We start from the raw sequence: 21,869 nt of genomic DNA on the forward strand, positions 1-21,869 counted from the left end.
CGGCTGAGAAAGCGGAATGTACGACATGAGCATTTCGAAGCGGTGCTCACCGTGTAACGCTCCACGCAGCGCAGCAGATCGTAAACAGGTTCTTAGGCGCTCAACTCCTTCAGCAGTTCCTTGACCCTCACCACGCGCAGCGCAACGTCCTGGATGTCGGCCTCCACGCGCAGCTTGTCCTGACCCGCCAGCCGGTAATTGCGCTTGGTTTGCAGCAACTGGATGATCTTCATCGGGTCTATCGGCGGATTCTTGGCGAAGTGGACCTGGATGGCCACTTCGCTGGCGTCCAGTTTTTGCACGCCCAAGGGCTTGGCCAGCAGGCGCAGGCGGTGGCTGTCTATCAGGGTCTTGACGGTTTGCGGCGGCAGGCCGAAGCGGTCGATCAGCTCTTCGTGGATGTCGTCGATTTCCTGTTCGCTCTCGCAGGTGGCCAGCCGCTTGTACAGCACCAGCCGTTCGTGCACGTCCGGGCAGTAGCCGTCCGGCAGCAGCGCGGGGCTGTGCATATTGATTTCGGTGGTGACGCCCAGCGGCGCGTCCAGGTCCGGGGTGCGGCCTTTTTTGAGGTCGCGCACCGCCTGCTTGAGCATTTCGGTGAACAGGGAGAAACCCACTTCCTGCATTTCGCCGGACTGGCCTTCGCCCAGCACTTCGCCGGCGCCGCGGATTTCCAGGTCGTGCATCGCCAGATAGAAGCCGGCGCCCAGCTCCTCGGACATCTGGATGGCTTCCAGCCGTTTCATCGCGTCCTTGGTGATGCCTTCCGGGGTCAGCAGATAGGCGTAGGCCTGGTGGTGGCTGCGGCCGACGCGGCCGCGCAGCTGGTGCAGCTGGGCCAGGCCGAACTTGTCGGCGCGGTTGATCAGGATGGTGTTGGCGTTGGGGATGTCGATGCCGGTTTCAATGATGGTGGAGCACAGCAGCACATTGAAGCGCTGCTGCAGGAAGTCGCGCATCACTTGTTCCAGCTCACGTTCGCGCAGCTGGCCGTGGGCCACGCCGATGCGGGCTTCCGGCACCAGTTCCGCCAGTTTTTCCCGCATATTCTCTATGGTGTCCACCTCGTTGTGCAGGAAGAACACTTGGCCGCCGCGCTTGAGCTCGCGCAGCACCGCTTCGCGGATCACGCCGTTGGCCATCGGGCTGACGAAGGTTTTCACCGCCAGCCGGCGGCTGGGGGCGGTGGCGATGACGGAGAAGTCGCGCAGGCCTTCCAGCGCCATCGACAGGGTGCGCGGAATCGGCGTCGCGGTCAGCGTCAGCACGTCGACATTGGCGCGCAGCCGCTTGAGCTGCTCTTTCTGGCGCACGCCGAAACGGTGTTCTTCGTCGATGATGACCAGGCCCAGGTTCTTGAACTGGATGTCCGGCTGCACCAGCTTGTGGGTGCCGATGACGATGTCGACGCCGCCGTCGGCCAGGCCGGCCAGCGCGGCCTTGCTTTCCTTGGCGCTGCGGAAGCGCGACAGCTCGGCGATTTTCACCGGCCAGTCGGCGAAGCGGTCGGAGAAATTCTGGAAGTGTTGCTCCGCCAGCAGGGTGGTGGGCACCAGCACCGCCACCTGCTTGCCGCCGAGGACGGCGACGAAGGCGGCGCGCAGCGCCACCTCGGTCTTGCCGAAGCCGACGTCGCCGCAGACCAGCCGGTCCATGGGCTTGCCGGAGCACATGTCCTGCACCACGGCTTCGATGGCGCTGGCCTGGTCCGGGGTTTCCTCGAAGCCGAAGCCGGCGGCGAAGGCCTCGTAATCATTGTGGGACAGGCTGAAGCTGTGGCCTTCGCGCGCGGCGCGCTGGGCGTAGAGATTGAGCAGTTCCGCGGCGGTGTCGCGGGCTTTTTCCGCGGCGCGCTTCTTGGCTTTTTCCCAGGCCGGGTTGCCCAGCTTGTGCAGATGGATCTGGTCCGCCGCGCCGCCGGCGTAGCGGGAGATCAGGTGCAGCTGGCTGACCGGCACGTAGAGGGTGGCGCTATCGGCGTACTCCAGCTGCATCAGCTCGGTTTCGCCTTCGCCCAGGTCCATCGACACCAGACCGACGTAGCGGCCGATGCCGTGCTGCTCGTGCACCACCGGGTCGCCGGCCTTGACTTCGGCCAGGTCGCGCAGCATGGAGTCGGAGCCGGCGCGAACGCTCTTGCGGCGGGTGTGGCTGCGCGCCACGTGCTGGTACAGCTCGGACTCGGTGACCACGGCGATGCCGGCGCCGGGCAGGGCGAAGCCGGTGTAGAGCGGTGCCACGCTCAGCGCCAGCGGCATGTCGCCGGCGATGAACTCTGCCCAGCCGTCCACCGGGCGCGGCTTGATGCCGTGCTCTTGCAGGAACTGATGGACGGTTTCGCGGCGGCCCAGGCTTTCCACCGTGATCAGGATGCGTTGCCGGCCGCCGCGGATGAAGGCGTCCAGCTTGTGCAGCGGCTGCTCGGCGCGGCGTTCCACCGCCAGTTCCGGCAAGGGGGCGCAGCCTTCCGCCAGTTCGCCGTCGCCGGCCAGTTCGATGCGGGCGTAGGGCTTGAGCCGCGCCATCAGTTCGTCCGGGCGCAGGAAGATGTCGGCCGGCGGCAGCACCGGGCGCTCGGTGTCGCCGCGCGCCATGTCGTAGCGGCTCTCCACGTCTTGCCAGAAGACGTTGGCGGCCTGCTGCACATCGTGGTGCAGCACGACCAGCGCGTCGTCGCCCAGGTAGTCGAACAGGGTGGCGGTGTCGTCGAAGAACAGCGGCAGGAAGTATTCGATGCCGGCCGGCCACAGGCCCTGGGACACGTCTTTATAGATGCGGCTCTTGCTGGGGTCGCCTTCGATGCGTTCGCGGTAGCGCTGGCGGAAGGCGGTGACCCCGCTTTCATCGGCCGGGTATTCGCGCGCCGGCAGCAGGCGGATTTCCGGCACCGGGTACAGAGTGCGCTGATTGTCCGGGTCGAAGGTGCGCAGGCTGTCGATTTCGTCGTCGAACAGGTCGATGCGGTAGGGCAGCGCCGAGCCCATCGGGAACAGGTCGACCAGACCGCCGCGGATGGAGAACTCGCCCGGCGCCATCACCTGGGTGACGTGGTGGTAGCCGGCGGTGACCATATTGGCGCGCAGCTGCTCCACGTCCAGCCGCTGTTTGGCCTGCAGGAAAAAGGTGCGTCCCAGCAGATAGCTGATCGGGGCCAGCCGCGTCATCGCGGTGCCGACCGGGGCGATGATCACATCGCATTCGCGCTGATGGATCTGCCACAAGGTGGCCAGCCGTTCGCTGACCAGTTCGCCGTGCGGGGAGAAGTGGTCGTAAGGCAGGGTTTCCCAGTCCGGCAGCAGCGCCACGCGCAGCGAGGGCGCGAAGAACGGGGCTTCGGCTTGCAGGCGCTGCGCCGATTGCGCGTCGGCGGCGAGGATGAGCAGCGGACGCCGCTCCGCGGCGAGGCGGGCGACGATGTTGGCGTCCAGCCCGGCGGGCAGGCGTCCGTGACGAGTTTTCTGACTGGCGGGAGGGATCCGCGGGAGATTATCCAACATGCTGCTTCACTAGTTTTGACGGTTTCGGGCTTGGCGGTTTCGGGATTATAGCAGCCGACCGGCGCGCGCCGTTGGCCCGGCTTGCGTCGGGCGGGCGCGGCTTGTGTTCGGCGGGGTGAATATTTTCATCGCCATTGTCTGGCTGCATCCGGCAATTGCATATATTGTATGTCAGCCGGGTGTTTTGTTTTTCGTTTGGCATATATGCGCTTGATTTGTTAATGCAAAATTAATTGCGGCGCGCGGCGGGATGCCGTGCGGATGGGGGCGGGGTGGCGTGACAGTCGGATCGGCTTGCCGGGACGCGGCGGTGTTTCTGGGGTTTTTGGCGTGCACGGCCTTTTGGCCGCGCGAGCCGGTATTGGGATTTTCGCTGGCGGCCTTCCTGGCGCACGGCGTATGGAGCTACCGCTTTTTGCGCCGCGGCTGGCGGCAGTCCTGGTGGTGGCCGCTGGCCGCCGCCGCGCTGGCGGCGCAATGGTCGTCGCCGCAATGGGCGGCTCTGCTGCTGATCAGCCTGTACGCGCTGGCGCCCGGCTTGTACGCCGCCGGCCTGGGCGGCGGGGCGGCGGTGCGCCAGCCGGCGGATTTGTTGCGGCTGCTGCTGCGGCTGGCCTGCTACCCGTCGGTGTTGCTGGCCGGCCTGGCCGCCGGCGCCGGATGGCGCTGGTTCGGCATGGAGGGGCTGTGGTCGTGGGCGGCGCAGGCCTGGGGCGTGTCCGGCTTGGCGTTGTCCTTGTGCGTGCCGCCGGCCTTGTACGCGTCCGGCGCGCCGCCGACGCGGCGCCAGGCGTTGGAAACCGGCCTGATCCTGGCGCTGGCCAGCGTGGTGTGGTTCAGCCTGTTGGGCAGCAGCGTCTCCTATTCGCTGCCCTGCCAGCTGCTGTTCTTCCCGCTGATGCTGTGGGCGGCCTTCCGCGTGGGCTTCCGCGGCGCGGCGCTGGCGGGGGCCTGGGTGCTGGCCCTGCTGTCGCTGTACGTGCTGGCGCCGGAGCTGACCATGCACGCCAGCGTGCTCAACGGCGCCAGCGAGGTGGCGCTGACCCTGGCCTTGAGCTGCGCGACCCTGCTGGTGTCGGTGTTGGCCGACGGCCATCGCCAGAACGAGAGCGCGCTGCGCGAATTCCGCGCCAGGGTGGAGTCCCTGGTCAACAACAGCCCCAATATGATGTCGCTGAAAGGCCTGGACGGCCGCTTCCTGCTGGCCAACGCCGCCTATGCGCGGCGGGTGGGACGCGCGCCGCAGGGCATGCAGGGGCTAACGGTGGAGGAGCTGTTCGACGCGCAGGACGCCGTCCAGATCCGCGCGCAGGACGCGGTGGTGCTGTCCTGCCTGGAGCCGCGCCAGTTTGAAGAGAGCTTCCTGTTCAACGGCGTGCTCAGCCATTTGCTGGTCACCAAGTTTCCCTTGTTCGACGCCCACGGCCGCCCGGCCGGGGTGGGCAGCGTGGACACCGACATCACCCAGACCCGTCAGGAGCAGAAGGCCAAGCGCGAGGCGGAGGAGCGCTACCGCGCCTTGGTGGAGCAATCGCTGGTGGGCATCTACATCCTGCAGGACGAGAGGCTGATCTACGCCAACCCCAAGCTGGCCGCCATCGTCGGCTATCAGCCCAAGGAGATGGAGGGCATGGGCCTGGAGCAGCTGCTGGTGCCGGGCGAGGCGGCGCGCATCCGTCAGCAGATCGTCAAGCGCTTCCGCGAGAACATCGCGGTGCTGCAGTACGGCACCCGCGCGGTGCGCAAGGACGGCGTGGTGGTGGACGTGGAGATTCACAGCCGGCTGTTCGATTACGAGGGCAAGAAGGCCATCATCGGCGTGGTGATGGATATTTCCGAGCGCCTGGCGGCGGACGCCAATCTGCGGCTGGCGGCCAAGGTGTTCGAAAACTCGGCGGAAGGCATCCTGTTGATGGACGCCGAGGCGCGCATCATCGCGGTCAACCACGCCTTCAGCCGGATCACCGGTTACGCCGAGGCCGAGGCGCTGGGCAAGGTGTCGCGAATCTTCGGCGATCAGAAACAGCTGGGGCGGCAGGCGATGCTGGAGGCGCTGGCGGACGGCGGCCACTGGCAGGGCGAGATGCTGGACCGGCGCAAGAGCGGCGAGTGGTACCCGGCCGAACTGGCGATCTCGGCGGTGCGCGACGCCGGCGGCGCGCTCAGCAACTACGTGGCGGTGTTTTCCGACATCACCTTGCGCAAGCAGTCGGAAGAGCGGCTGCAGTTCCTGGCCAATCACGATCCGCTGACGCAACTGCCCAATCGCAGCAGCCTGACCTCGCGGCTGGACGAGGCCATCATCAGCCTGGATTGCGTCAGCGGCTCGCTGGCGGTGATGTTCATCGATCTGGACCGCTTCAAGCTGATCAACGACTCCTTCGGCCACCAGGCCGGCGACGAATTGCTGCGCGAGACGGCGCTGCGCCTGCAACGGGCGGTGGGCGCGCGCGGCCTGCTGGCGCGGCTGGGCGGCGACGAGTTCACCCTGGTGATGACCGGCTTCAAGGACGCCGCCGAACTGGTGGCCGCCGCCGAGGACACGCTGGCGGCGCTGGGCCAGCCGCTGCGGCTGGAAAACCACGAGGTCTACGTCACCGGCAGCATAGGCATCAGCGTCTATCCCAACGACGGCACCGACGCCCAGACCCTGCTCAAGAACGCGGACGTGGCGATGTACCGCGCCAAGGAGGCGGGCAAGAACACCTATCAGTTCTTCGCCGCGGAAATGAACACCCAGACCTTCGAGCGCCTGCTGCTGGAGAACGGCCTGCGGCTGGCGCTGGAGCGCGGCGAACTGGAGCTGCACTACCAGCCGCAGGTGGACGCGGTCAGCCGCCGGGTGCTGGGCGCGGAAGCGCTGATCCGCTGGCGCCATCCGCAACTGGGCCTGGTGCCGCCGGGCCGCTTCATCCCGCTGGCGGAGGAAACCGGCCTGATCAAACCCATCGGCGACTGGGTGCTGCAAGAGGCCTGCCGCCAGTTGGCGGCCTGGGACCGTCAGGGCCTGACGGTGCCGCGACTGGCGGTGAATTTGTCCGCGCGCCAGTTCGAGCAGCAGCTGCTGCCGTTCAAGGTGGCGGAAGCGCTGCGGGCGGCGGGCCTGTCCGCCGCGCGGCTGGAGCTGGAAATCACCGAAAGCATGATCATGCTCAACCCCGTCGAGGCGGTGCGCCAGCTGGGCGAATTGAAGGCGCTGGGCGTGGGCCTGTCCATCGACGACTTCGGCACCGGGTACTCCTCGCTGTCCAATTTGAAGCGTTTCCCGCTGGACACCTTGAAGATCGATCAATCCTTCGTCGAAGGCTTGCCGGACGACGGCGACAACGCCGCCATCGCCGAGGCCATTCTGGCGATGGCGCGCAAACTGCAGTTTCAGGTGGTGGCGGAAGGGGTGGAGAGCGAGCGCCAGGCGCAATTCCTCACCAGCAAGGGCTGCGCCTTGCTGCAGGGCTATCACTTCGGCCGCCCGGTGCCGGCGGCGGAACTGCCGGCCTTGCTGGCCGGCATCGTCGCCGTGGGCGAGCAGCGGCAACTGGCGCTGATGTCCGGCGTGGAGGCGCTGGGCAGCTGAAAGCAAGCCGGTTTTGCCCTGAACCGCCGCGCGCTCTAAAATGGCGGGATTGTCATTAGAGAATCGCCATGAGCAACAAACGCCTGATCCACGGCTTTCACGCCATCAATGCCCGCCTGTGGCAGAACCCCAAGAGCCTGCTGGAAGTCTGGCTGGCCGGCGGCCGCCACGACGCCCGCGCCAAGGCGGTGATAGACAAGGCCGCCGAGGAAGGCATCAAGCTGCACATCGTCGACAAGGAGCGCCTGGACAGCATGACCGGCAACGCCCGCCACCAGGGCGTGGCGGCCACCATAGACGCCAGCCGCAATTTCGTGCACCTGGACGACGTGCTGGACAATCTGAGCGAGCCGCCGCTGCTGCTGATCCTGGACGGCGTCACCGATCCGCACAATCTGGGCGCCTGCCTGCGGGTGGCGGACGCGATGGGCGCGCACGCGGTGATCGCGCCCAAGGACCGCTCGGCCGGCCTCAACGCCACCGTGTCCAAAGTGGCCTGCGGCGCCGCCGAGGTGATTCCCTACATCGCGGTCACCAATCTGGCGCGCACCCTGCGCGATCTCAAGGACGCCGGCATCTGGATCGCCGGCACCACGATGGAGGCGGACACCGACCTCTATCACTGCGACGCCGCCGGCCCGCTGGCCTGGGTGATGGGCTCGGAAGGCGAAGGCATGCGCAGGCTGACCCGCGAGCACTGCGACGTGCTGGTGTCCATCCCCATGTTCGGCACCGTGGAAAGCCTGAACGTGTCGGTGTCCGCCGGCATGGTGTTGTCGGAAAGCCGTCGCCAGCGCACGCTGGCTCAGCCCAAGGCCGATTGAACGCCGGCAGGCAGATCCGCCCAGCCCCCGTCCTCGGGGGCTTTTTCTTGGGCGCGCGGTTTGACTGTGATCAGATGCGGGCCTAAAAAAGTAGACAGAACACGGAACCGATCTGGCGCCGCCGCAGTCTTGTTGATACCTTACCTGGGTATCCTATTTAGAGGGGAGTGCGAGTGATGGACAGACGTGGATTCATCGGCGCCGGCGCGGCGCTGGCCTTGGTTCCGCTATTGCGGCAGGCCTGGGCGGCGCAGCCGTCCGCCGTCGATCATGCGGCGATGGGGCATGGCGCAATGGGCGCGGAGGCGGCGCCGGCCGCGGCCGGCCTGGGCTTGCCGTTTGGCCGGCCCTTGCCGTCGCTGGCGGCCTTGCCGAACCAGAGCGCGCGGCCGGGCGTGTTCCAGGCCGGGCTGAGCGCGGGCGCGCAGCCCGTGCCGCTGCTGTCGGGCAAGCCGGCGACGGTGTTCTGGGCCTATAACGGCCAGGTGCCGGGGCCGACGATAGAAGTGTTCGAGGGCGACGAGCTGCGCCTGCATTTCGAAAACCGGCTGCCCCAGCCCACCACCATTCACTGGCACGGCCTGCCGATTCCGGCGGACCAGGACGGCAATCCGCAAGACCCGGTGCCGCCTGGGCAAAGCCGCGAGTACCGTTTCACCTTGCCGCAAGGCTGCGCCGGCAGCTATTGGTATCACCCGCATCCGCACGGTCATACCGCCGAGCAAGTGTATCGGGGCCTGGCCGGCGTGTTCGTGGTCAAGAGCCGCAGCGATCCGCTGGCTCACTTGCCCGAGCAAAGACTGGTGTTGTCGGATCTGAAGCTGGACGCCGACGGCAAGATCGCCGCCAACAGCGAGGCCGACCGCATGGACGGCCGCGAAGGCCAGTTCCTGCTGGTCAACGGCGCCTGGCGGCCGCATTTGATGCTGGGCGTGGGCGAGCGCCAGCGCTGGCGGGTCTGGAATGCCACCAGCGCGCGAGTGCTCAAGCTGGCGCTGCCCGGCCACGAGCTGGAACTGGTCGGCAGCGACGGCGGCCTGCTGCAGCGGCCGCGCCGCATCGACAGCCTGGAGCTGCCGCCCGGCGCCCGCGCCGAGTTGGTGGTGACCGGCCGCTTCGCGCCCGGCCACGGGGCCGGCCTGCTGGCCCTGCCGTACCGGCGCGGCAAGATGATGTCGGCCGAGCAGGAAGAAACCTTGACCCTGCTGGAGCTGCGCCGAGGGGCCGCGGCCGCCGCCACGGCGCCGCTGCCGGCGCGGCTGCGCGAGATTCAGCCCCTGGGCGCGCCGGCGGTGCGGCGCAGAGTGGTGCTGTCCGAGGATATGGCCAATCCCGCCGCGATGTTCCTGATCAACGGCAAGACCTTCGACATGGCGCGGGCGGACTTCCTCGGCAAGGTGGGCGTGGTGGAGGAGTGGGAGATCGTCAACGAAGCGGACATGGATCATCCCTTCCACATTCACGGCACTCAGTTCCAGACGCTGGCGCGCCGCAACGACGGCGTCTGGCGCGAAGAGCCGTTCCTGGCCTGGCGCGACGTGGCCAATGTCTCCGCCGGCGAGACGCTGCGGCTGCGTTTCCGCCAGGACATGCCGGGCCTGCGCATGTTCCATTGCCACATCCTGGAGCACGAGGACGCCGGGATGATGGGCATGCTGCGGGTGGAGGCCTAGGCGGCCGCGCGCAACTGCGTCACAATGGCCGCAGCCCGGCCCGCAGGCGGCGGCCGGGCCCGCTTTGAACCCGCCTGGAATTGGGATGGACATGACGCAAGAAAAACCGCAGGACGGCTGTTGCGACGCAGCGGCCCCGCTTTCCGACAAAACCGTGGTGCAGCCGGGCAAGAGCGCGCTGATCAAGAGGCTGGCGCGCATCGAGGGCCAGGTGCGCGGCATCAGCGGCATGGTGGAGGCGGACCGCTACTGCGTGGACATCCTGACTCAGGTGGCGGCGGTCAAGTCGGCGCTGGACGCAGTGTCGATGCAGTTGCTGGAAAATCACATGAAAGGCTGTGTGGCGCGCGCGCTGCATCAGGGCGACGCCACCGGCATGGTCACCGAACTGATAGACGTGGTCAAAAAAGTGCGCTGAGCCGCGTCGTCGCAAAGGAAGGCATATGAAAACCCCGCTCGCCGTTCTGTTGTCCCTCGCGTCCGCGCTGGCCGCGGCGGGGCCGATTCCGTTCGAGGTCTACATCAAGCTGCACAAGGGCATGTCCGAGGCCGAACTGGTGTCCCAGGCCGGCGCGCCCGATTACAGCAGCAACGGCCCCACGGTCAAAACCAAGGACGCCAACGCGGTGGTGGAGACCAGCACCCGCTCGCTGTCCTGGCTCGCCAACGACGCGGTGCCCTACACCACCACGGTGACCTTGAGCAATGGAGTGGTGGTGGATATTTCCCGCGACAAAAAGCTCTGAAAACCTGCTCAAAGGCGCGCCGCGCGGCGTGGGACGCACGCTGCGAACAGGCCGTCGAATGGCGCGCCCGCCGCGCGCGCAGGCCGCTTTCCCCATCGTTTTCGCCACAGCGTCGTTGCCGCCCCGCGCGGAAGGCCCTGATTTATTTGCCTGCCGCTGGCTAAGCGCGTAGAATGCTGCGGTTTCAACACCTTGCCTTTTGCAACCGCATGGCAAAAGGCTTCAATAGCCACAAGGAGTTAACATGCGTCATTACGAAATCGTGTTCATCGTCCACCCGGACCAGAGCGAACAGGTTCCGGCCATGATCGAGCGCTACAAGGGCATGGTTCTGGCCGCTGAGGGCAAAATCCACCGTCTGGAAGACTGGGGCCGCCGTCAACTGGCTTACCCGATCCAGAAGCTGCACAAGGCTCACTACGTTCTGATGAACGTAGAGTGCCAGTCCGAGACCCTGGCTGAAATCGAACACGCCTTCAAGTTCAACGACGCTGTTCTGCGTCACCTGACCATCAAGCTGGAGCGCGCGGTTACCGAAGCGTCCCCGATGATGAAGGACGAAAAGGCCAAGAACCTGCTGGACGCCCAGCAGCCGGCAGCCGAGGCTGAAGCTTCCGCCTAATCGGCCGGAGCAAGGTCTTGCAGAACCGTCTGGCGCTGACCGCCACGGTCGACCGCGAGGATGCGCTGAGATACACGCCCGCCGGCTTGCCGGTGCTGGAAATGTGGCTCAAGCATCAGTCCAGACAGACAGCTCATGGTTTCGATCGGGATGTGGCCTGCGAAATACAGGCCGTGCTGATAGGCGAAGACGCTCGGAAATTTTCCGGGAAACTGGCGGGAAACACGGTGAACCTCACCGGCTTTCTGTCCCAGCGCAGCCTCAGAAATCCGCGGTTAGTGCTCAATATCGAATATGTTGAATTTGTAAAAGGTTAGTCAAAATGGCTCGTCAACTCTTCAAGCGCAAGAAGTTCTGCCGCTTCACGGCAGAAGGCATCAAGGAAATCGACTACAAATCCGTTGATCTCCTGAAAGACTTCATCGCCGAAAACGGCAAAATCATTCCGGCTCGCATCACCGGCACCAAGGCTCGCTACCAGCGTCAGCTGACCACCGCTATCAAGCGTGCTCGCTTCCTGGCTTTCCTGCCGTACACCGACCAGCACTAAGCCGGGAAAGGAACTTAAAAGATGCAAATCATTCTGCTCGAAAAAGTTGCCAACCTGGGTCAACTGGGTGATGTGGTTAAAGTCAAGGATGGTTACGGCCGTAACTTCCTGATCCCGCAAGGCAAAGCCAAGCGCGCTACCGAAGCCAACCTGAAAGAGTTCGACGCTCGCCGCGCCGAACTGGAAGCCAAGCAAGCCGAGATCCTGGCCGACGCCAAAGTGCGCGCCGAGAAACTGGTTGAGGCCGTTGTCACCATCGCTCAGAAAGCCGGCGTTGACGGCCGTCTGTTCGGTTCCGTGACCAACGTCGACGTTGCTGAAGCCGTGACCGCCTTCGGCGTGCCGGTTAAGCGTTTCGAAGTTCGCCTGCCGAACGGCCCGTTCAAGGCCATCGGCGAGTACGATATCGAGATCGCCCTGCATCACGACGTTGTCGCCCCGATCAAGATCGTGGTTGTTGCCGAAGCCTAATTTCCGCTTTCGGGAATCGCTTTACGAAAAAGCCCGCTCATTCGAGCGGGCTTTTTGTTTGGGCGCGGGGCGCGCTTCATTCGTCCTGGTTCAGCACCAGACGCGCGCGCAGGCCGGGGGCGTCGGCTTCGGCGATGGACAGCAGGCGGTCGATATTGGGATGCTTGCCCGGATTGGCGCGGGCGTCCTGCGTGTGTTCGGCGTAAAGCGCCAGGCCCTCGCGCGCGGCCTTGCGGTCTATGTGGCCGTGGCTTTTGATCAGCGCGTGGTAAACGCGCACCGAACCGGCGGTGCCGGGCTGGTTGTCCAGCCGGCCGACCGGTTCGCCGCCGGCGTCCAGCAGCACGATGGCGCGGATGTCGTCGACGGCGGGCAGAGTATTGAGGATGTCCTTGAAAACGCTTGCTTGCATGATGGAGTTTCCTGTTGTCGTTATCGTGGCGGGCCGCCGGGCGGCCCGTTGAGGGGCGGGCGTTGCGAATGGGCCGAGGCGTCGGCGTCGGACCGGCTGCAAGGCCGCTGTAGTGTAGCCGGATATTAGGCGCGGGGGCGGCTGAGAAAGTTCAGCCGGTCGCCGCGCATTGCACATTTTTGGTGCGCCGAATCGAACGAAATGCCTTGATTTGGTGCAATGAATGCCGCCAAGCCCCCATTACACCATGCTTTGGGCGGGCTTGTGTTGCGAATGTGTTAACGAATCAAAGGCTTGGCCGGTAACTGTTAACTTGGCACGGCAATTGCTAAATATAAATCGATCTGGTGACGCCTGGGCATGGCCCGGCGTCTCGCGCCAGTCTCCAAAGGGGATAAGAGAGCGGCACAGCCGCCTTGGATCGGGGTCGATCGGCGAAGCCGGCGACCCCGTTTCATTTTCGCCGCGTCACGGCTGCTCGCCCACCAGATAGCGCTGGCTCATCCGCTTGAAGTGCTCGCCGCCGGCTTGGCGCAGGCATTCGAACAACACCATTTCCTTGCTGACGATGACGGCGCCGGCGTCGCGCATCCGCTGCAGGCCCAGTTCGATGTCGGACGCTTTGCGGCTGGACACCGCGTCCGCCACCACGAAGACCTGTTTATCCATATCCAGCAGCTCCAGCACGGTTTGCAGCACGCAAACGTGGGTTTCCATGCCGCAGACGATGACTTGCGGCCGAGCCAGGACCGCCTCCGGCAGACAGTTCGCGGCCACGCAGGAGAAGTGGGTTTTCTCCACCACGTGCGGCTCCGGCGCCTGGGCCAGCAGTTCCGGCAGCGTGTGGCCCAGGCCGCGCGGGTATTGCTCCGAAAACACCACCGGCACGCAGTGATCGCCGGCCACGCCTATCAGCCAGCGGCAGCGGGCCGCCATGCCGGCCGCGTCCGCGACCGCCGGCGCGAGTTTTTCCTGAACGTCCACCACCAGCAGGCTGGCCAATTCCTTGTGCATCAGCATGACGCGCTCCTTGAGGCGTTTGAGGGTTTGTCGCAGGGTATCAGGATACCCGTTTTGACGAGCGCTTGCGCCGAGTTGAAATCCCTCCGTCATTTTCGCTTGCCGGCTTCGCCGGATTCCGCTCATGATGGTTCATGGCTTGAGCCGCGACAATCGATAGGAGGAACATCGTGCAGGAACTGCATATCCGGAAGGTGGAGCCCGAAGACGCGCCCGCGCTGGCGGCGATGATGGTGTTGGAGGAAGTGGTGGCCAATACTTTGCAACTGCCTTACCAATCGGTGGACGACTGGCGGCGGAAGCTGGCGCAAACGCAGCCGCACGTGCATTCCCTGGTGGCTTGCACCGCCGAGGGTCGGGTCATAGGCAACGCCGGCCTGATCGGCAATGAGCGTCCGCGCATCCGGCACGCGGCCGACCTGTTCATCGTCGTGCATCCGGACTGGCATGGCCGCGGCGTGGGCTCGGCCTTGCTGCGGGCGCTGCTGGAGCTGGCCGACAACTGGCTGGGGCTGCTGCGGGTGGAGCTGGCGGTGGTGCACGACAACGAGCCGGCTATCGCCTTGTACCGCAAATTCGGTTTTGAGCTGGAAGGGCGGCGGCGGATGGAGCAGCTGCGCGCCGGCCGTTATGAAGACACGCTGATCATGGCGCGCTTGCGCCGGCCGGAATGACAAAGCGCCCGCGTGGGCGGGCGCTGCGCGGGGGCTCGGCGTTTACTTGCCGGCGGCGTCCTGCGCTTGCGGCGCTTGCTGCTGTTGCGTTTGCAGTTGGGCGTCCATGCGCGCGCGCATTTCCCACATATTGGACAATCCTTCGCCGGCCATCGCGGCGCCGGATAGCAGGATCAAGGACAGGGTGGTCAGTACGGTTTTCTTCAGCATGATGTTTCCTTTCATGGCAAATCGACCGGTCGACCGGCTCGGCGCAGGGCGTCGACGGAGGTCGGCTGCGGGCCCGGCGAGGCTTGCCGTCGCGTTGGCGGCTTGCATCGCCATTGAATTCTAGTGAAGGCCGGGGTTTTGTCCGGCGCTGGCGGCGATCAATTTGCAAACGAGTGTGAATCGCATTTCGCGGGTGCCGGGCCTCCCGCCGCGAAGCGCGGGCGGGAGGGGGCGGCTTGCCATCTTAGCTGGCGGATTGGCTGGTCTGGGCGTCGGCGGCCGTTGCTGCGGGCTGCGCGGCGGCGGCCTGCTTGGCGGCGATCTGGGCTTCCATGCGTTCGCGCATTTCGCGGGCGTTGCTGGCGCCTTCGCCGCCGGCCATGGCGGCGCCGGACAGGATGATCAGGGACAGCGCGGTGATGACGGTTTTCTTCATGATGGTTTCCTTTCATTGCGATCTCGCCGGGGCCGGGCTTGCTGCGCTCGGCTGCAGGGCTTGAGTCGATATTCTATGGCGGCCTTTGCCGCAGTGCGGTAAACGATTGTGAGCGTGTGCTAATGAACTTTGATCGCGTTTACAAAGCCGGATCAGCGGCCCGCCTGGCTGGTCTGGGACGGCGCCGGCGCTTGCTTGGCGTCGATCTGGGCTTGCATGCGCTCGCGCATTTCACGGGCGTTGCTGGCGCCTTCGCCGCCGGCCGCGGCCGCGCCGGACAGCATGATCAGGGACAGGGCGGCGATAACGGTGTGTTTCAACATGGGGAATTCCTTGTAAAGTGTGGAGCGCTTATTTGGTTTGCGGCGCTTGAACCGGGGCTTGCGCCTGTTTGGCGTCGATCTGGGCTTGCATGCGCTCGCGCATTTCGCGGGCGTTGCTGGCGCCTTCGCCGCCGGCCGTGGCGGCGCCGGACAGCATGATCAGAGACAGGGCGGCGATAACGGTTTGCTTCAACATGGTCAAAATCCTTGTGTGATTGAGTGGCTTGGCGGCGGCGAGGATGTTCAAAATGCTAGAATCCATCCAGCGCCGCGCTAAGGGGTCGGGCGGCCAGCTCTGGCGGGCTGCGCGACTTAGTGACTGAATATTAAGGATGTTTTTTCGCCGCAGATAGCGGAATGATTTGCACTGAACCATCAGTAAATTTGAATATGAAACTATCTCTCGACGCTTTGCTGGTGCTGGACGCCATCGACAACCACGGCAGCTTCGCCGCCGCCGCGGACGCCTTGTTCCGGGTGCCGTCCGCGGTCACCTACACCGTACAGAAGCTGGAACAGAGCCTGGGCGTGCAGATTTACGACCGCAGCGGCCACCGCGCCAGGCTGACCCCGGCCGGCGAGCGCCTGCTCAAGGACGGACGGCATCTGCTGGACGCGGCGCGTCAGTTGGAGCTGCGCGTCAGCAAACAGGCGCAGGGCTGGGAGCATCAGCTGCGCATCGTGATCGGCGATCTGGTCGATTTTTCCCAGGTGATTCCCTTGATCGCGGAATTCGATCAACTGGCTTCGGCCACGCGGCTGATTTTCCGCAGCGAGATTTTCGGCGGCACTTGGGACGCCTTGTACGACGACCGCGCCGACCTGGTGATAGGCGCGCCGAATATGCCGCCTCCCGGCGACTACTTCACCCGCACCATAGGCAGCTACGATTTCGTGCTGGTGGTGGCCGCCGGCCATCCGCTGGCGGCGGAGGACAAGCCGTTGCCGCCGCATGTGCTGCGCCAGCACCGCGCGGTGGCGATAGGCGACACCTCGCGGCGCCTGCAGCCGCGCACCGGCGGTTTGCTGGACGGGCAGGACGTGCTGACCGTGCACAGCAGCCGCGCCAAGCTGGACGTGATCCTGGCCGGCCTGGGCAGCGGCTATCTGCCGCGCTCCATGGTGGAGCCGTATCTGGCCGGCGGAGAACTGGTGGCCAAGGAGGTGGCCGAGGACAGCCCGGACCACCAGATGTGCTTCGCCTGGAAGCAGGCGCAGCCGGGCAAGGCCCTGCAGTGGTTCATTCAGCGCTTGGAGCAGGCGGTGGAGGCGGGCGGGCTGCGGCCGTGAAAAAGCCGGCGTCCGCGTGGAGGCCGGCCGGGCGTGCGCAATCGCAAGCGGGTTCTTAGAGCCTGTTCAAAGTCTCGTGAGCAAGGGCGAGACAAGGCGAAAACTAGCGAAAAAGCGGAATGTACAAGTGGTACATGAGCATTTTGAGGGTGTTTTCAACGCTGTATCGCCGAAGCGCAGCAGATCGTAAACAGCTTCTTATACGTCCTGGCCCTCGACGATGCCGTCATGGCTGGCGGCGTGCTTGGGCAGTAGCAGATTCAGCACGATGGCCAGCAGCGAGCACAGTCCGACGCCGGCCAGCTCGAAATCGCCCAGCTTCAGGCTGAGGCCGCCGATGCCGGAAGTGAGCACCACCGAGATGATCACCAGATTGCGCGGCTCCATCAGGTCCACTTTGGCCTCGATCAGGGTTTTCAGGCCGATGGAGGCGATGGTGCCGAACAAGAGCACCATGATGCCGCCCATCACCGGCAGCGGGATGGACTGCAGCAGCGCGTTGAACTTGCCGAAGAAGGCCATGGCGATGGCGAACAAGGCGGCCCAGGTCATGGTCACCGGGTTGAAGTTGCGGGTAATCATCACCGCGCCGGTGACTTCGGCGTAAGTGGTCACCGGCGGGCCGCCGATCAGGCCGGCCACGCAGACGCCCAGGCCGTCGCCGGACAGGGTGCGGTGCAGGCCGGGCGACTTGGTGTAGTCCTTGCCGGTGACGCCGCCTATCGCCATCACGCCGCCGATGTGTTCGATGGCCGGCGCGATGGCCACCGGCAGCATGAACAGCGCGGCCGCCCAGTTGACTTCCGGGCTGTGGAAGGCGGGCATCGCGAACCACGGCGCGGCGGCCAGCTTGGCGAAATCCACCACGCCGAGCAGCGCGGCGGCGATATAGCCGACGATGACGCCGGCCAGAATGGGCACCAGCTTGAACAGGCCGCGCGCGTAGATGGAGACGATGATGGTGGTGGCCAGCGAGATCGCCGCCAGCAGCATGGACACCGCGTAAGGCGTCACCTGCTTGCCGCCGGCTATGCCCATCGCCATGCCGGAGGCGGCGGTGGCCACCGACAGGCCGATGATCATGATCACCGGGCCTATCACCACCGGCGGCAGCAGCCGGTTGACGAAGGCCATGCCGCGCCAGCGGACCACGGCGGAGAACAGGAAATACATGAAGCCGGCGCAGAACAGGCCGAACTGCGTCGCGCCCTGGCCCCAGGTGTGCATCGAATAGATGATGGGGCCGATGAAGGCGAAGGAGGAGCCGAGGAAGATAGGCACCTGGCGGCCGGTGTACAGCTGGAACAGCAGGGTGCCGACGCCGGCGCCCAGCAGCGCCATTGCCGGATTGAGGCCGGTCAGCAGCGGCACCAGCACCAGCGCGCCGAAGGCGACGAACAGGATCTGGGCGCCGGACACGGCCAGCTTGAGTTGTTGGAACATGATTTTAGCCTCTTTGCTTTTCTTGATCTGAATGGGGGACGGGGGCCTGGTCCAGCCGTTTGCCCAGAATGCGCGACTGCGGTTCCAGGCCGCGACGCAGGTAGAAATTCAGCGCGGCCTGATTGAAGTCCTTCACCTCCAGCCGGATCTCGTCGGCCGAACGCTGCCGCGCCCAGTCTTCGGCCGCCGCCAGCAGCGCGCTGCCTTGGCCTTGCCCGCGCTCAGCCGCCGTCACCACCAGGGTGGCGACGCGGCAGATGCGGCGCGGCCGCAGGAAGGGCAGGGTGAGGTCCTGCAGGGTCAAGGCGACGAAGGCGGTGACTTCTCCGCCGGATTCAGCCAGCAACAGCGCGCCGCCGGCGGTGTCCAGCTGGCCGGCCCAGAACGCTCGATCGCGGTCGGCGGCGCCGTTGGCGGCGAAGATGTGCGGCAGCGCGCGATGGTGCTGCAGATTGATCTCGTCGGCCAGACGGCAGATCGCCGCGAGGTCGCTTGCGGCGGCGGGGCGTATTGTCATGCTCGGGGCCGGGCTGGGCGCGCAAAAAAGCGCCGCGTCCGAAACGGGAGCAGCGGCGCTGGAATGGCTCATGATTAGGCTTGCTTGGTGCCGAAAATCTTGTCGCCGGCGTCGCCCAGGCCGGGAATGATGTAGCCGTGCTCGTTCAGGTGGCTGTCGAGCGAGGCGGCGTAGATCTGCACGTCCGGGTGGGCGTCGTTGACGATTTTCACGCCTTCGGGCGCGGCCACCATCACCACCGCCTTGATCTGCTTGCAGCCGTTGCGCTTGAGCAGGTCTATGGTGGCGACTAGAGAGCCGCCGGTGGCCAGCATCGGGTCGATGATGATGGCGATGCGCTCGTCCAGATTGCCGACGAACTTCTCGAAATAGGACACCGGTTCCAGCGTTTCCTCGTTGCGGGCCAGGCCGACCACGCTGATCTTGGCCGAGGGCACCAGGTCGAGCACGCCGTCCAGCATGCCGATGCCGGCGCGCAGAATGGGCACCACGGTGACTTTCTTGCCCTTGATCTGCTGGACGTCGATCTTGCCGCACCAGCCGTCTATGGTGACGCTTTCCAGTTCGAAGTCGCGGGTGGCTTCATAGGCGAGCAGGCGCGCCAGCTCTTGGGTCAGCTGACGGAATTTCATGGTGCTGGTGTCGGCTTCGCGCAGCAGGCCGAGCTTGTGTTGCACCAGCGGATGCTGGACGACGGTGATGTTCATGAGACGTTCCCATACCTTGGCAAAGAGCTGCTTTCGGCGCGGGCGCGCCAAAAGCAGCTCTTGGTATTAATTATGAAGCCGGCAGCCTTCGGTGATCTCGGGCTGCCGGGGGGTATTTGGTATGGGGCGGTATTTTACCCCTTTTCCCATTCCGAAATCCACTGCAAGAATTCGGCGGCGGCCCGCGGCGGGCTGCAGATATAGCCTTGCACCGCGTCGCAGCCCAGCTCGGCCAGCATGGCCAGATCGGCGCTGTCCTCCACGCCTATGGCCACGGTGGTGAGCCCGGCGGCCTTGGCCAGGCCGATGTCTTCGCGCAGGATGGCTTGCAGGTGCTGGTTGGAGTTGACGCCCTGGACGAAGGCGCGATCCACCTTCAGCAGGCTGAAATGGCTGATCAGCAGCTTGTCGGTCAGGGTGACGCCGATGCCGAACTCGTCGATGCCGATGCCGAAGCCGGCGGCGCGCAATTGCGACAGCTGCGCGTCGGCCTTCTGCCAGTGCTGGCGCAGCGTGGACTCGGAGAATTCCAGCGTCAGCTTGGCCGGTTCCAGGCCCAGGATGCGCACTTTCTGCAACAGTTGCTCGCACAGGCTGTCGTCGTCCAGCGACATCGAGGTCAGGTTGATGGTGACCGGAATGTCGTGGCCGCGCTCCTGCCAGTCGCTGCAGGCGTACAGCGATTTTTCCAGGATCAGTTCGGTCAGTTCGCGGATCATGCCGCGCTCTTCCATCGCCGGCACGAAGCTGACCGGCGACAGCACGCCCAGCGCCGGGTGCTGCCAGCGCGCCAGCGCTTCGGCCGCGATCACCTTGCGGCTGGAGATTTCGACTATCGGTTGAAACCAGGGGATGAGCTGATCGTTGACCAGCGCGCGCCAGATCTCTTCGATGGGCATGGCGCTGGCGGGGCTGAGGGCGGCTTTGGTTTCCTGATGTGTCGGCATGGGGCGGTTTGGGTCGGGCAAGCGGATGTCACCCTGATTGTATGACATGGCGGGTGTTTTCGAAACGGTAAATTCCGCTGCAAAAACAAAGGTCCCGGCGTTGGCCGGGACCGGGGAGAGGTGTTTACAGGTCTTTCAGCAGCTCTTGCAATTCACCGTTCTGGAACATTTCATACATGATGTCGGAGCCGCCGACGAACTCGCCTTTGACGTAGAGCTGCGGAATGGTCGGCCAGTTGGAGAAGTCCTTGATGCCCTGGCGGATGTCGGCGTCCTGCAGCACGTCCACGGTCACGAACTGTTCAAGGCCACAGGCCTTGAGGATTTGCACCGCGCGGGAGGAGAAGCCGCATTGCGGGAATTGGGCCGAGCCCTTCATGAACAGCACTACCGGGTTGTCGGTCACGGTTTGCTGGATGGTTTGTTGCGCGCTCATTCAGTGGTCCTTGCTTGGATCGTCAATCTGGCTGCGGGTCTTGCGCCTGACTTCGGCGAAATACCCGAGCGTTTCAATGGGTTATTTTACTTTTCGTCCGCCCGCGGGTCAATTTGCTTGGCTGGCTGCGGTTGGTTCGCGTGCCACTGGCGCAGGAAGATGTGCACCTGGCCGTCGTACAGCGCGCGGCGGGTGATCAGCCGCGACACATTGGACGCCAGCAGCGCGGTGGCCATCAGCGGGATGATCATCGCCGAGGAGTCGGTCATTTCCATCACGATGATGAAGCCGGTCATCGGCGCGCGGGTCATGCCGGCGAAGAAGCCCACCATGCCCAAGAGCACGATCAGGGTCTGCGGCAGGAAGGGCAGCAGATTGGCCATGTTCAGGCCGAAGCCGGCCCCCACCGCCAGCGAGGGCGCGAACATGCCGCCCGGCACCGCGCTGATGAAGCTGATGAACATGCTGAGCAGCTTGAGCAGGCCGTAGCCCTGCATGCCGGCGCCGCTGCCCTCGATGATTTCGCGGGCGCGGAAATAGCCGGTGCCGAAGGTGACGCCGTCGCTGGCGATGCCGATCACCGCCAGCGCCAGGCCGCAGCCGGCGGCGAACAGCACCGGCTTTTGCAGCCGCCAGCCGTGCAGCGGGCCGGGCAGGCGCTGGGTCAGCGCCAGCATGATGCGGCAGCAGACGCCGCCGAGCAGGCCGCCGATGATGCCGCAGACGGGGATGGCCAGCCAGGATTGCTCCAGCTCCATATTCACCGACACCATGCCGAAATAGCTGTAATTGCCGAGGATGGCGGTGGCGGTGAGGCCGGACACGATCACCGACAGCAGAATGGTGGAGCTGGCGCGCAAGTCGAAGGTGCGGCCCATCTCCTCGATGGCGAACACGATGCCGGCCAGCGGCGCGTTGAAGGCGGCGGCCACGCCGGCGGCGCCGCCGGCCAGGATGAAGCTGCGCGCCGCGCCTTCGTGGCGCAGCGCCGCGTGGCGGTTCAGCGAATACTTGATCGCCGCGCCCACCTGCACGATGGGGCCTTCGTAGCCGAAAGTGGCGCCGGAGCTGATGCCTATCAGGGTCAGCAGCATTTTGCCGATGGCGGCGCGTATGGTCAGGATGCGTTCGCGCAGCGCCTGCATGCCGCCTTCCAGCGCGGCGATGGATTGCGGGATGCCGCCGCCGGCGGAGCCGGGAAAGTAGTTGCGCATCAGCCAGATGGCCAGCGCCAGGCCGGCCGGAGTGATCAGCAGGCTCCAGTACGGCGAGTTGTCGTAGATGCGGGTGAAGATGGCGTGCGACAGGTGGCTGCCGTTGGCGAAGACGCTGGCCATCAGGCCGATCAGAATGGCGGCGGTCCAGATCGGGATGTGGCGTCGCCACAGGACTGCGGACAAGTATAGATAGCGCAGGCGGCGCTGGACGCGGCTGCGGACTTGTCTGGCAGTGGGTGAGTCTGGCATGGAGCCGGCCTTTGCGGATGAATATGTGAGA

Annotated in this window: 24 protein-coding genes; 11 read left to right on the forward strand and 13 right to left on the reverse strand. The window is 65.3% G+C overall.

The annotated features are described in order from the left end of the window. Nucleotides 1–92: 92 nt before the first annotated feature. Nucleotides 93–3,497 carry a transcription-repair coupling factor gene (gene mfd / locus VK98_RS21455; protein ID WP_048415981.1) on the reverse strand — a complete coding sequence of 1,135 codons (3,405 nt, stop codon included), beginning with the start codon at nucleotides 3,495–3,497 and terminating at the stop codon, nucleotides 93–95. 361 nt (nucleotides 3,498–3,858) lie between these two features. Between mfd and VK98_RS21460 the strand changes: the two genes are divergently transcribed. From VK98_RS21460 to rplI, 9 genes are all read left to right on the forward strand, one after another. Then, on the forward strand, nucleotides 3,859–7,071 hold the full coding sequence (locus VK98_RS21460; protein WP_231589346.1) for an EAL domain-containing protein: 3,213 nt from the start codon (nucleotides 3,859–3,861) through the stop codon (nucleotides 7,069–7,071). Between the two features lie 68 nt (nucleotides 7,072–7,139). Beyond that, nucleotides 7,140–7,895, forward strand: a complete 756-nt coding sequence (gene rlmB / locus VK98_RS21465; RefSeq protein WP_048415982.1) for a 23S rRNA (guanosine(2251)-2'-O)-methyltransferase RlmB — start codon at nucleotides 7,140–7,142, stop codon at nucleotides 7,893–7,895. A 176-nt stretch (nucleotides 7,896–8,071) separates the two neighbouring features. After that, nucleotides 8,072–9,568, forward strand: a complete 1,497-nt coding sequence (locus tag VK98_RS21470) for a multicopper oxidase family protein (RefSeq protein WP_048415983.1) — start codon at nucleotides 8,072–8,074, stop codon at nucleotides 9,566–9,568. A gap of 91 nt (nucleotides 9,569–9,659) precedes the next feature. Continuing rightward, the gene (locus VK98_RS24395; RefSeq protein ID WP_043632821.1) at nucleotides 9,660–9,986 is read left to right on the forward strand and encodes a metal-sensitive transcriptional regulator; all 327 of its coding nucleotides are present in this window, start codon (nucleotides 9,660–9,662) and stop codon (nucleotides 9,984–9,986) included. A 25-nt stretch (nucleotides 9,987–10,011) separates the two neighbouring features. Then, entirely contained in the window at nucleotides 10,012–10,314 is a 303-nt protein-coding gene (locus tag VK98_RS21480) for a hypothetical protein (RefSeq protein ID WP_048415984.1), read from the forward strand. Between the two features lie 244 nt (nucleotides 10,315–10,558). Beyond that, entirely contained in the window at nucleotides 10,559–10,936 is a 378-nt protein-coding gene (gene rpsF, locus VK98_RS21485; protein ID WP_048410930.1) for a 30S ribosomal protein S6, read from the forward strand. Between the two features lie 17 nt (nucleotides 10,937–10,953). Beyond that, nucleotides 10,954–11,253, forward strand: coding sequence for a primosomal replication protein N (priB, locus tag VK98_RS21490; RefSeq protein WP_048415985.1), 300 nt, complete (start codon nucleotides 10,954–10,956; stop codon nucleotides 11,251–11,253). A 5-nt stretch (nucleotides 11,254–11,258) separates the two neighbouring features. Next, on the forward strand, nucleotides 11,259–11,486 hold the full coding sequence (gene rpsR, locus VK98_RS21495; RefSeq protein WP_011137185.1) for a 30S ribosomal protein S18: 228 nt from the start codon (nucleotides 11,259–11,261) through the stop codon (nucleotides 11,484–11,486). A 21-nt stretch (nucleotides 11,487–11,507) separates the two neighbouring features. Next, nucleotides 11,508–11,957 carry a 50S ribosomal protein L9 gene (gene rplI / locus VK98_RS21500; protein WP_048415986.1) on the forward strand — a complete coding sequence of 150 codons (450 nt, stop codon included), beginning with the start codon at nucleotides 11,508–11,510 and terminating at the stop codon, nucleotides 11,955–11,957. A 76-nt stretch (nucleotides 11,958–12,033) separates the two neighbouring features. On the opposite strand, the gene VK98_RS21505 is transcribed toward rplI, so the two are convergent. Further along, nucleotides 12,034–12,369, reverse strand: coding sequence for a DUF2322 family protein (locus VK98_RS21505; RefSeq protein WP_048415987.1), 336 nt, complete (start codon nucleotides 12,367–12,369; stop codon nucleotides 12,034–12,036). Nucleotides 12,370–12,837: 468 nt separating this feature from the next. Beyond that, nucleotides 12,838–13,389 carry a hydrolase gene (locus VK98_RS21510; RefSeq protein WP_048415988.1) on the reverse strand — a complete coding sequence of 184 codons (552 nt, stop codon included), beginning with the start codon at nucleotides 13,387–13,389 and terminating at the stop codon, nucleotides 12,838–12,840. Between the two features lie 170 nt (nucleotides 13,390–13,559). Between VK98_RS21510 and VK98_RS21515 the strand changes: the two genes are divergently transcribed. After that, the gene (locus tag VK98_RS21515) at nucleotides 13,560–14,063 is read left to right on the forward strand and encodes a GNAT family N-acetyltransferase (protein ID WP_048415989.1); all 504 of its coding nucleotides are present in this window, start codon (nucleotides 13,560–13,562) and stop codon (nucleotides 14,061–14,063) included. 42 nt (nucleotides 14,064–14,105) lie between these two features. Here VK98_RS21515 and VK98_RS24075 read toward each other — a convergent pair whose 3' ends face one another. From VK98_RS24075 to VK98_RS24085, 4 genes are all read right to left on the reverse strand, one after another. Further along, the gene (locus tag VK98_RS24075; RefSeq protein WP_197083133.1) at nucleotides 14,106–14,273 is read right to left on the reverse strand and encodes a hypothetical protein; all 168 of its coding nucleotides are present in this window, start codon (nucleotides 14,271–14,273) and stop codon (nucleotides 14,106–14,108) included. A 244-nt stretch (nucleotides 14,274–14,517) separates the two neighbouring features. Beyond that, nucleotides 14,518–14,709, reverse strand: coding sequence for a hypothetical protein (locus VK98_RS21520; protein ID WP_048415990.1), 192 nt, complete (start codon nucleotides 14,707–14,709; stop codon nucleotides 14,518–14,520). 152 nt (nucleotides 14,710–14,861) lie between these two features. Then, entirely contained in the window at nucleotides 14,862–15,032 is a 171-nt protein-coding gene (locus tag VK98_RS24080) for a hypothetical protein (protein WP_197083134.1), read from the reverse strand. Between the two features lie 28 nt (nucleotides 15,033–15,060). Continuing rightward, a complete protein-coding gene (locus tag VK98_RS24085) occupies nucleotides 15,061–15,228 on the reverse strand; it encodes a hypothetical protein (protein ID WP_197083135.1) in 168 nt (55 codons plus the stop codon). Between the two features lie 194 nt (nucleotides 15,229–15,422). On the opposite strand from VK98_RS24085, the gene VK98_RS21525 reads away from it, so the two are divergent. Next, on the forward strand, nucleotides 15,423–16,322 hold the full coding sequence (locus VK98_RS21525; RefSeq protein WP_053077534.1) for a LysR family transcriptional regulator: 900 nt from the start codon (nucleotides 15,423–15,425) through the stop codon (nucleotides 16,320–16,322). Nucleotides 16,323–16,520: 198 nt separating this feature from the next. Here VK98_RS21525 and VK98_RS21530 read toward each other — a convergent pair whose 3' ends face one another. From VK98_RS21530 to VK98_RS21555, 6 genes are all read right to left on the reverse strand, one after another. Beyond that, nucleotides 16,521–17,765: a uracil-xanthine permease family protein gene (locus VK98_RS21530; protein WP_048415992.1), complete on the reverse strand. Its 1,245-nt coding sequence runs from the start codon at nucleotides 17,763–17,765 to the stop codon at nucleotides 16,521–16,523. A 4-nt stretch (nucleotides 17,766–17,769) separates the two neighbouring features. Continuing rightward, nucleotides 17,770–18,282, reverse strand: a complete 513-nt coding sequence (locus tag VK98_RS21535; protein WP_048416001.1) for a GNAT family N-acetyltransferase — start codon at nucleotides 18,280–18,282, stop codon at nucleotides 17,770–17,772. 74 nt (nucleotides 18,283–18,356) lie between these two features. After that, on the reverse strand, nucleotides 18,357–18,989 hold the full coding sequence (gene upp, locus VK98_RS21540; protein ID WP_019100726.1) for a uracil phosphoribosyltransferase: 633 nt from the start codon (nucleotides 18,987–18,989) through the stop codon (nucleotides 18,357–18,359). A 134-nt stretch (nucleotides 18,990–19,123) separates the two neighbouring features. Beyond that, entirely contained in the window at nucleotides 19,124–19,936 is an 813-nt protein-coding gene (locus VK98_RS21545; protein ID WP_048415993.1) for an EAL domain-containing protein, read from the reverse strand. Between the two features lie 124 nt (nucleotides 19,937–20,060). Further along, nucleotides 20,061–20,372 (reverse strand): Grx4 family monothiol glutaredoxin, encoded by a 312-nt coding sequence (gene grxD, locus VK98_RS21550; protein ID WP_019100724.1) that lies wholly within the window; start codon nucleotides 20,370–20,372, stop codon nucleotides 20,061–20,063. An 86-nt stretch (nucleotides 20,373–20,458) separates the two neighbouring features. Next, complete coding sequence (locus tag VK98_RS21555) at nucleotides 20,459–21,838, reverse strand: chloride channel protein (protein WP_082159173.1); 1,380 nt, start codon at nucleotides 21,836–21,838, stop codon at nucleotides 20,459–20,461. Nucleotides 21,839–21,869 lie beyond the last annotated feature (31 nt).

Origin of the sequence: Chromobacterium sp. LK11 (assembly GCF_001043705.1) — a bacterium.
GTDB lineage: Bacteria > Pseudomonadota > Gammaproteobacteria > Burkholderiales > Chromobacteriaceae > Chromobacterium > Chromobacterium alkanivorans.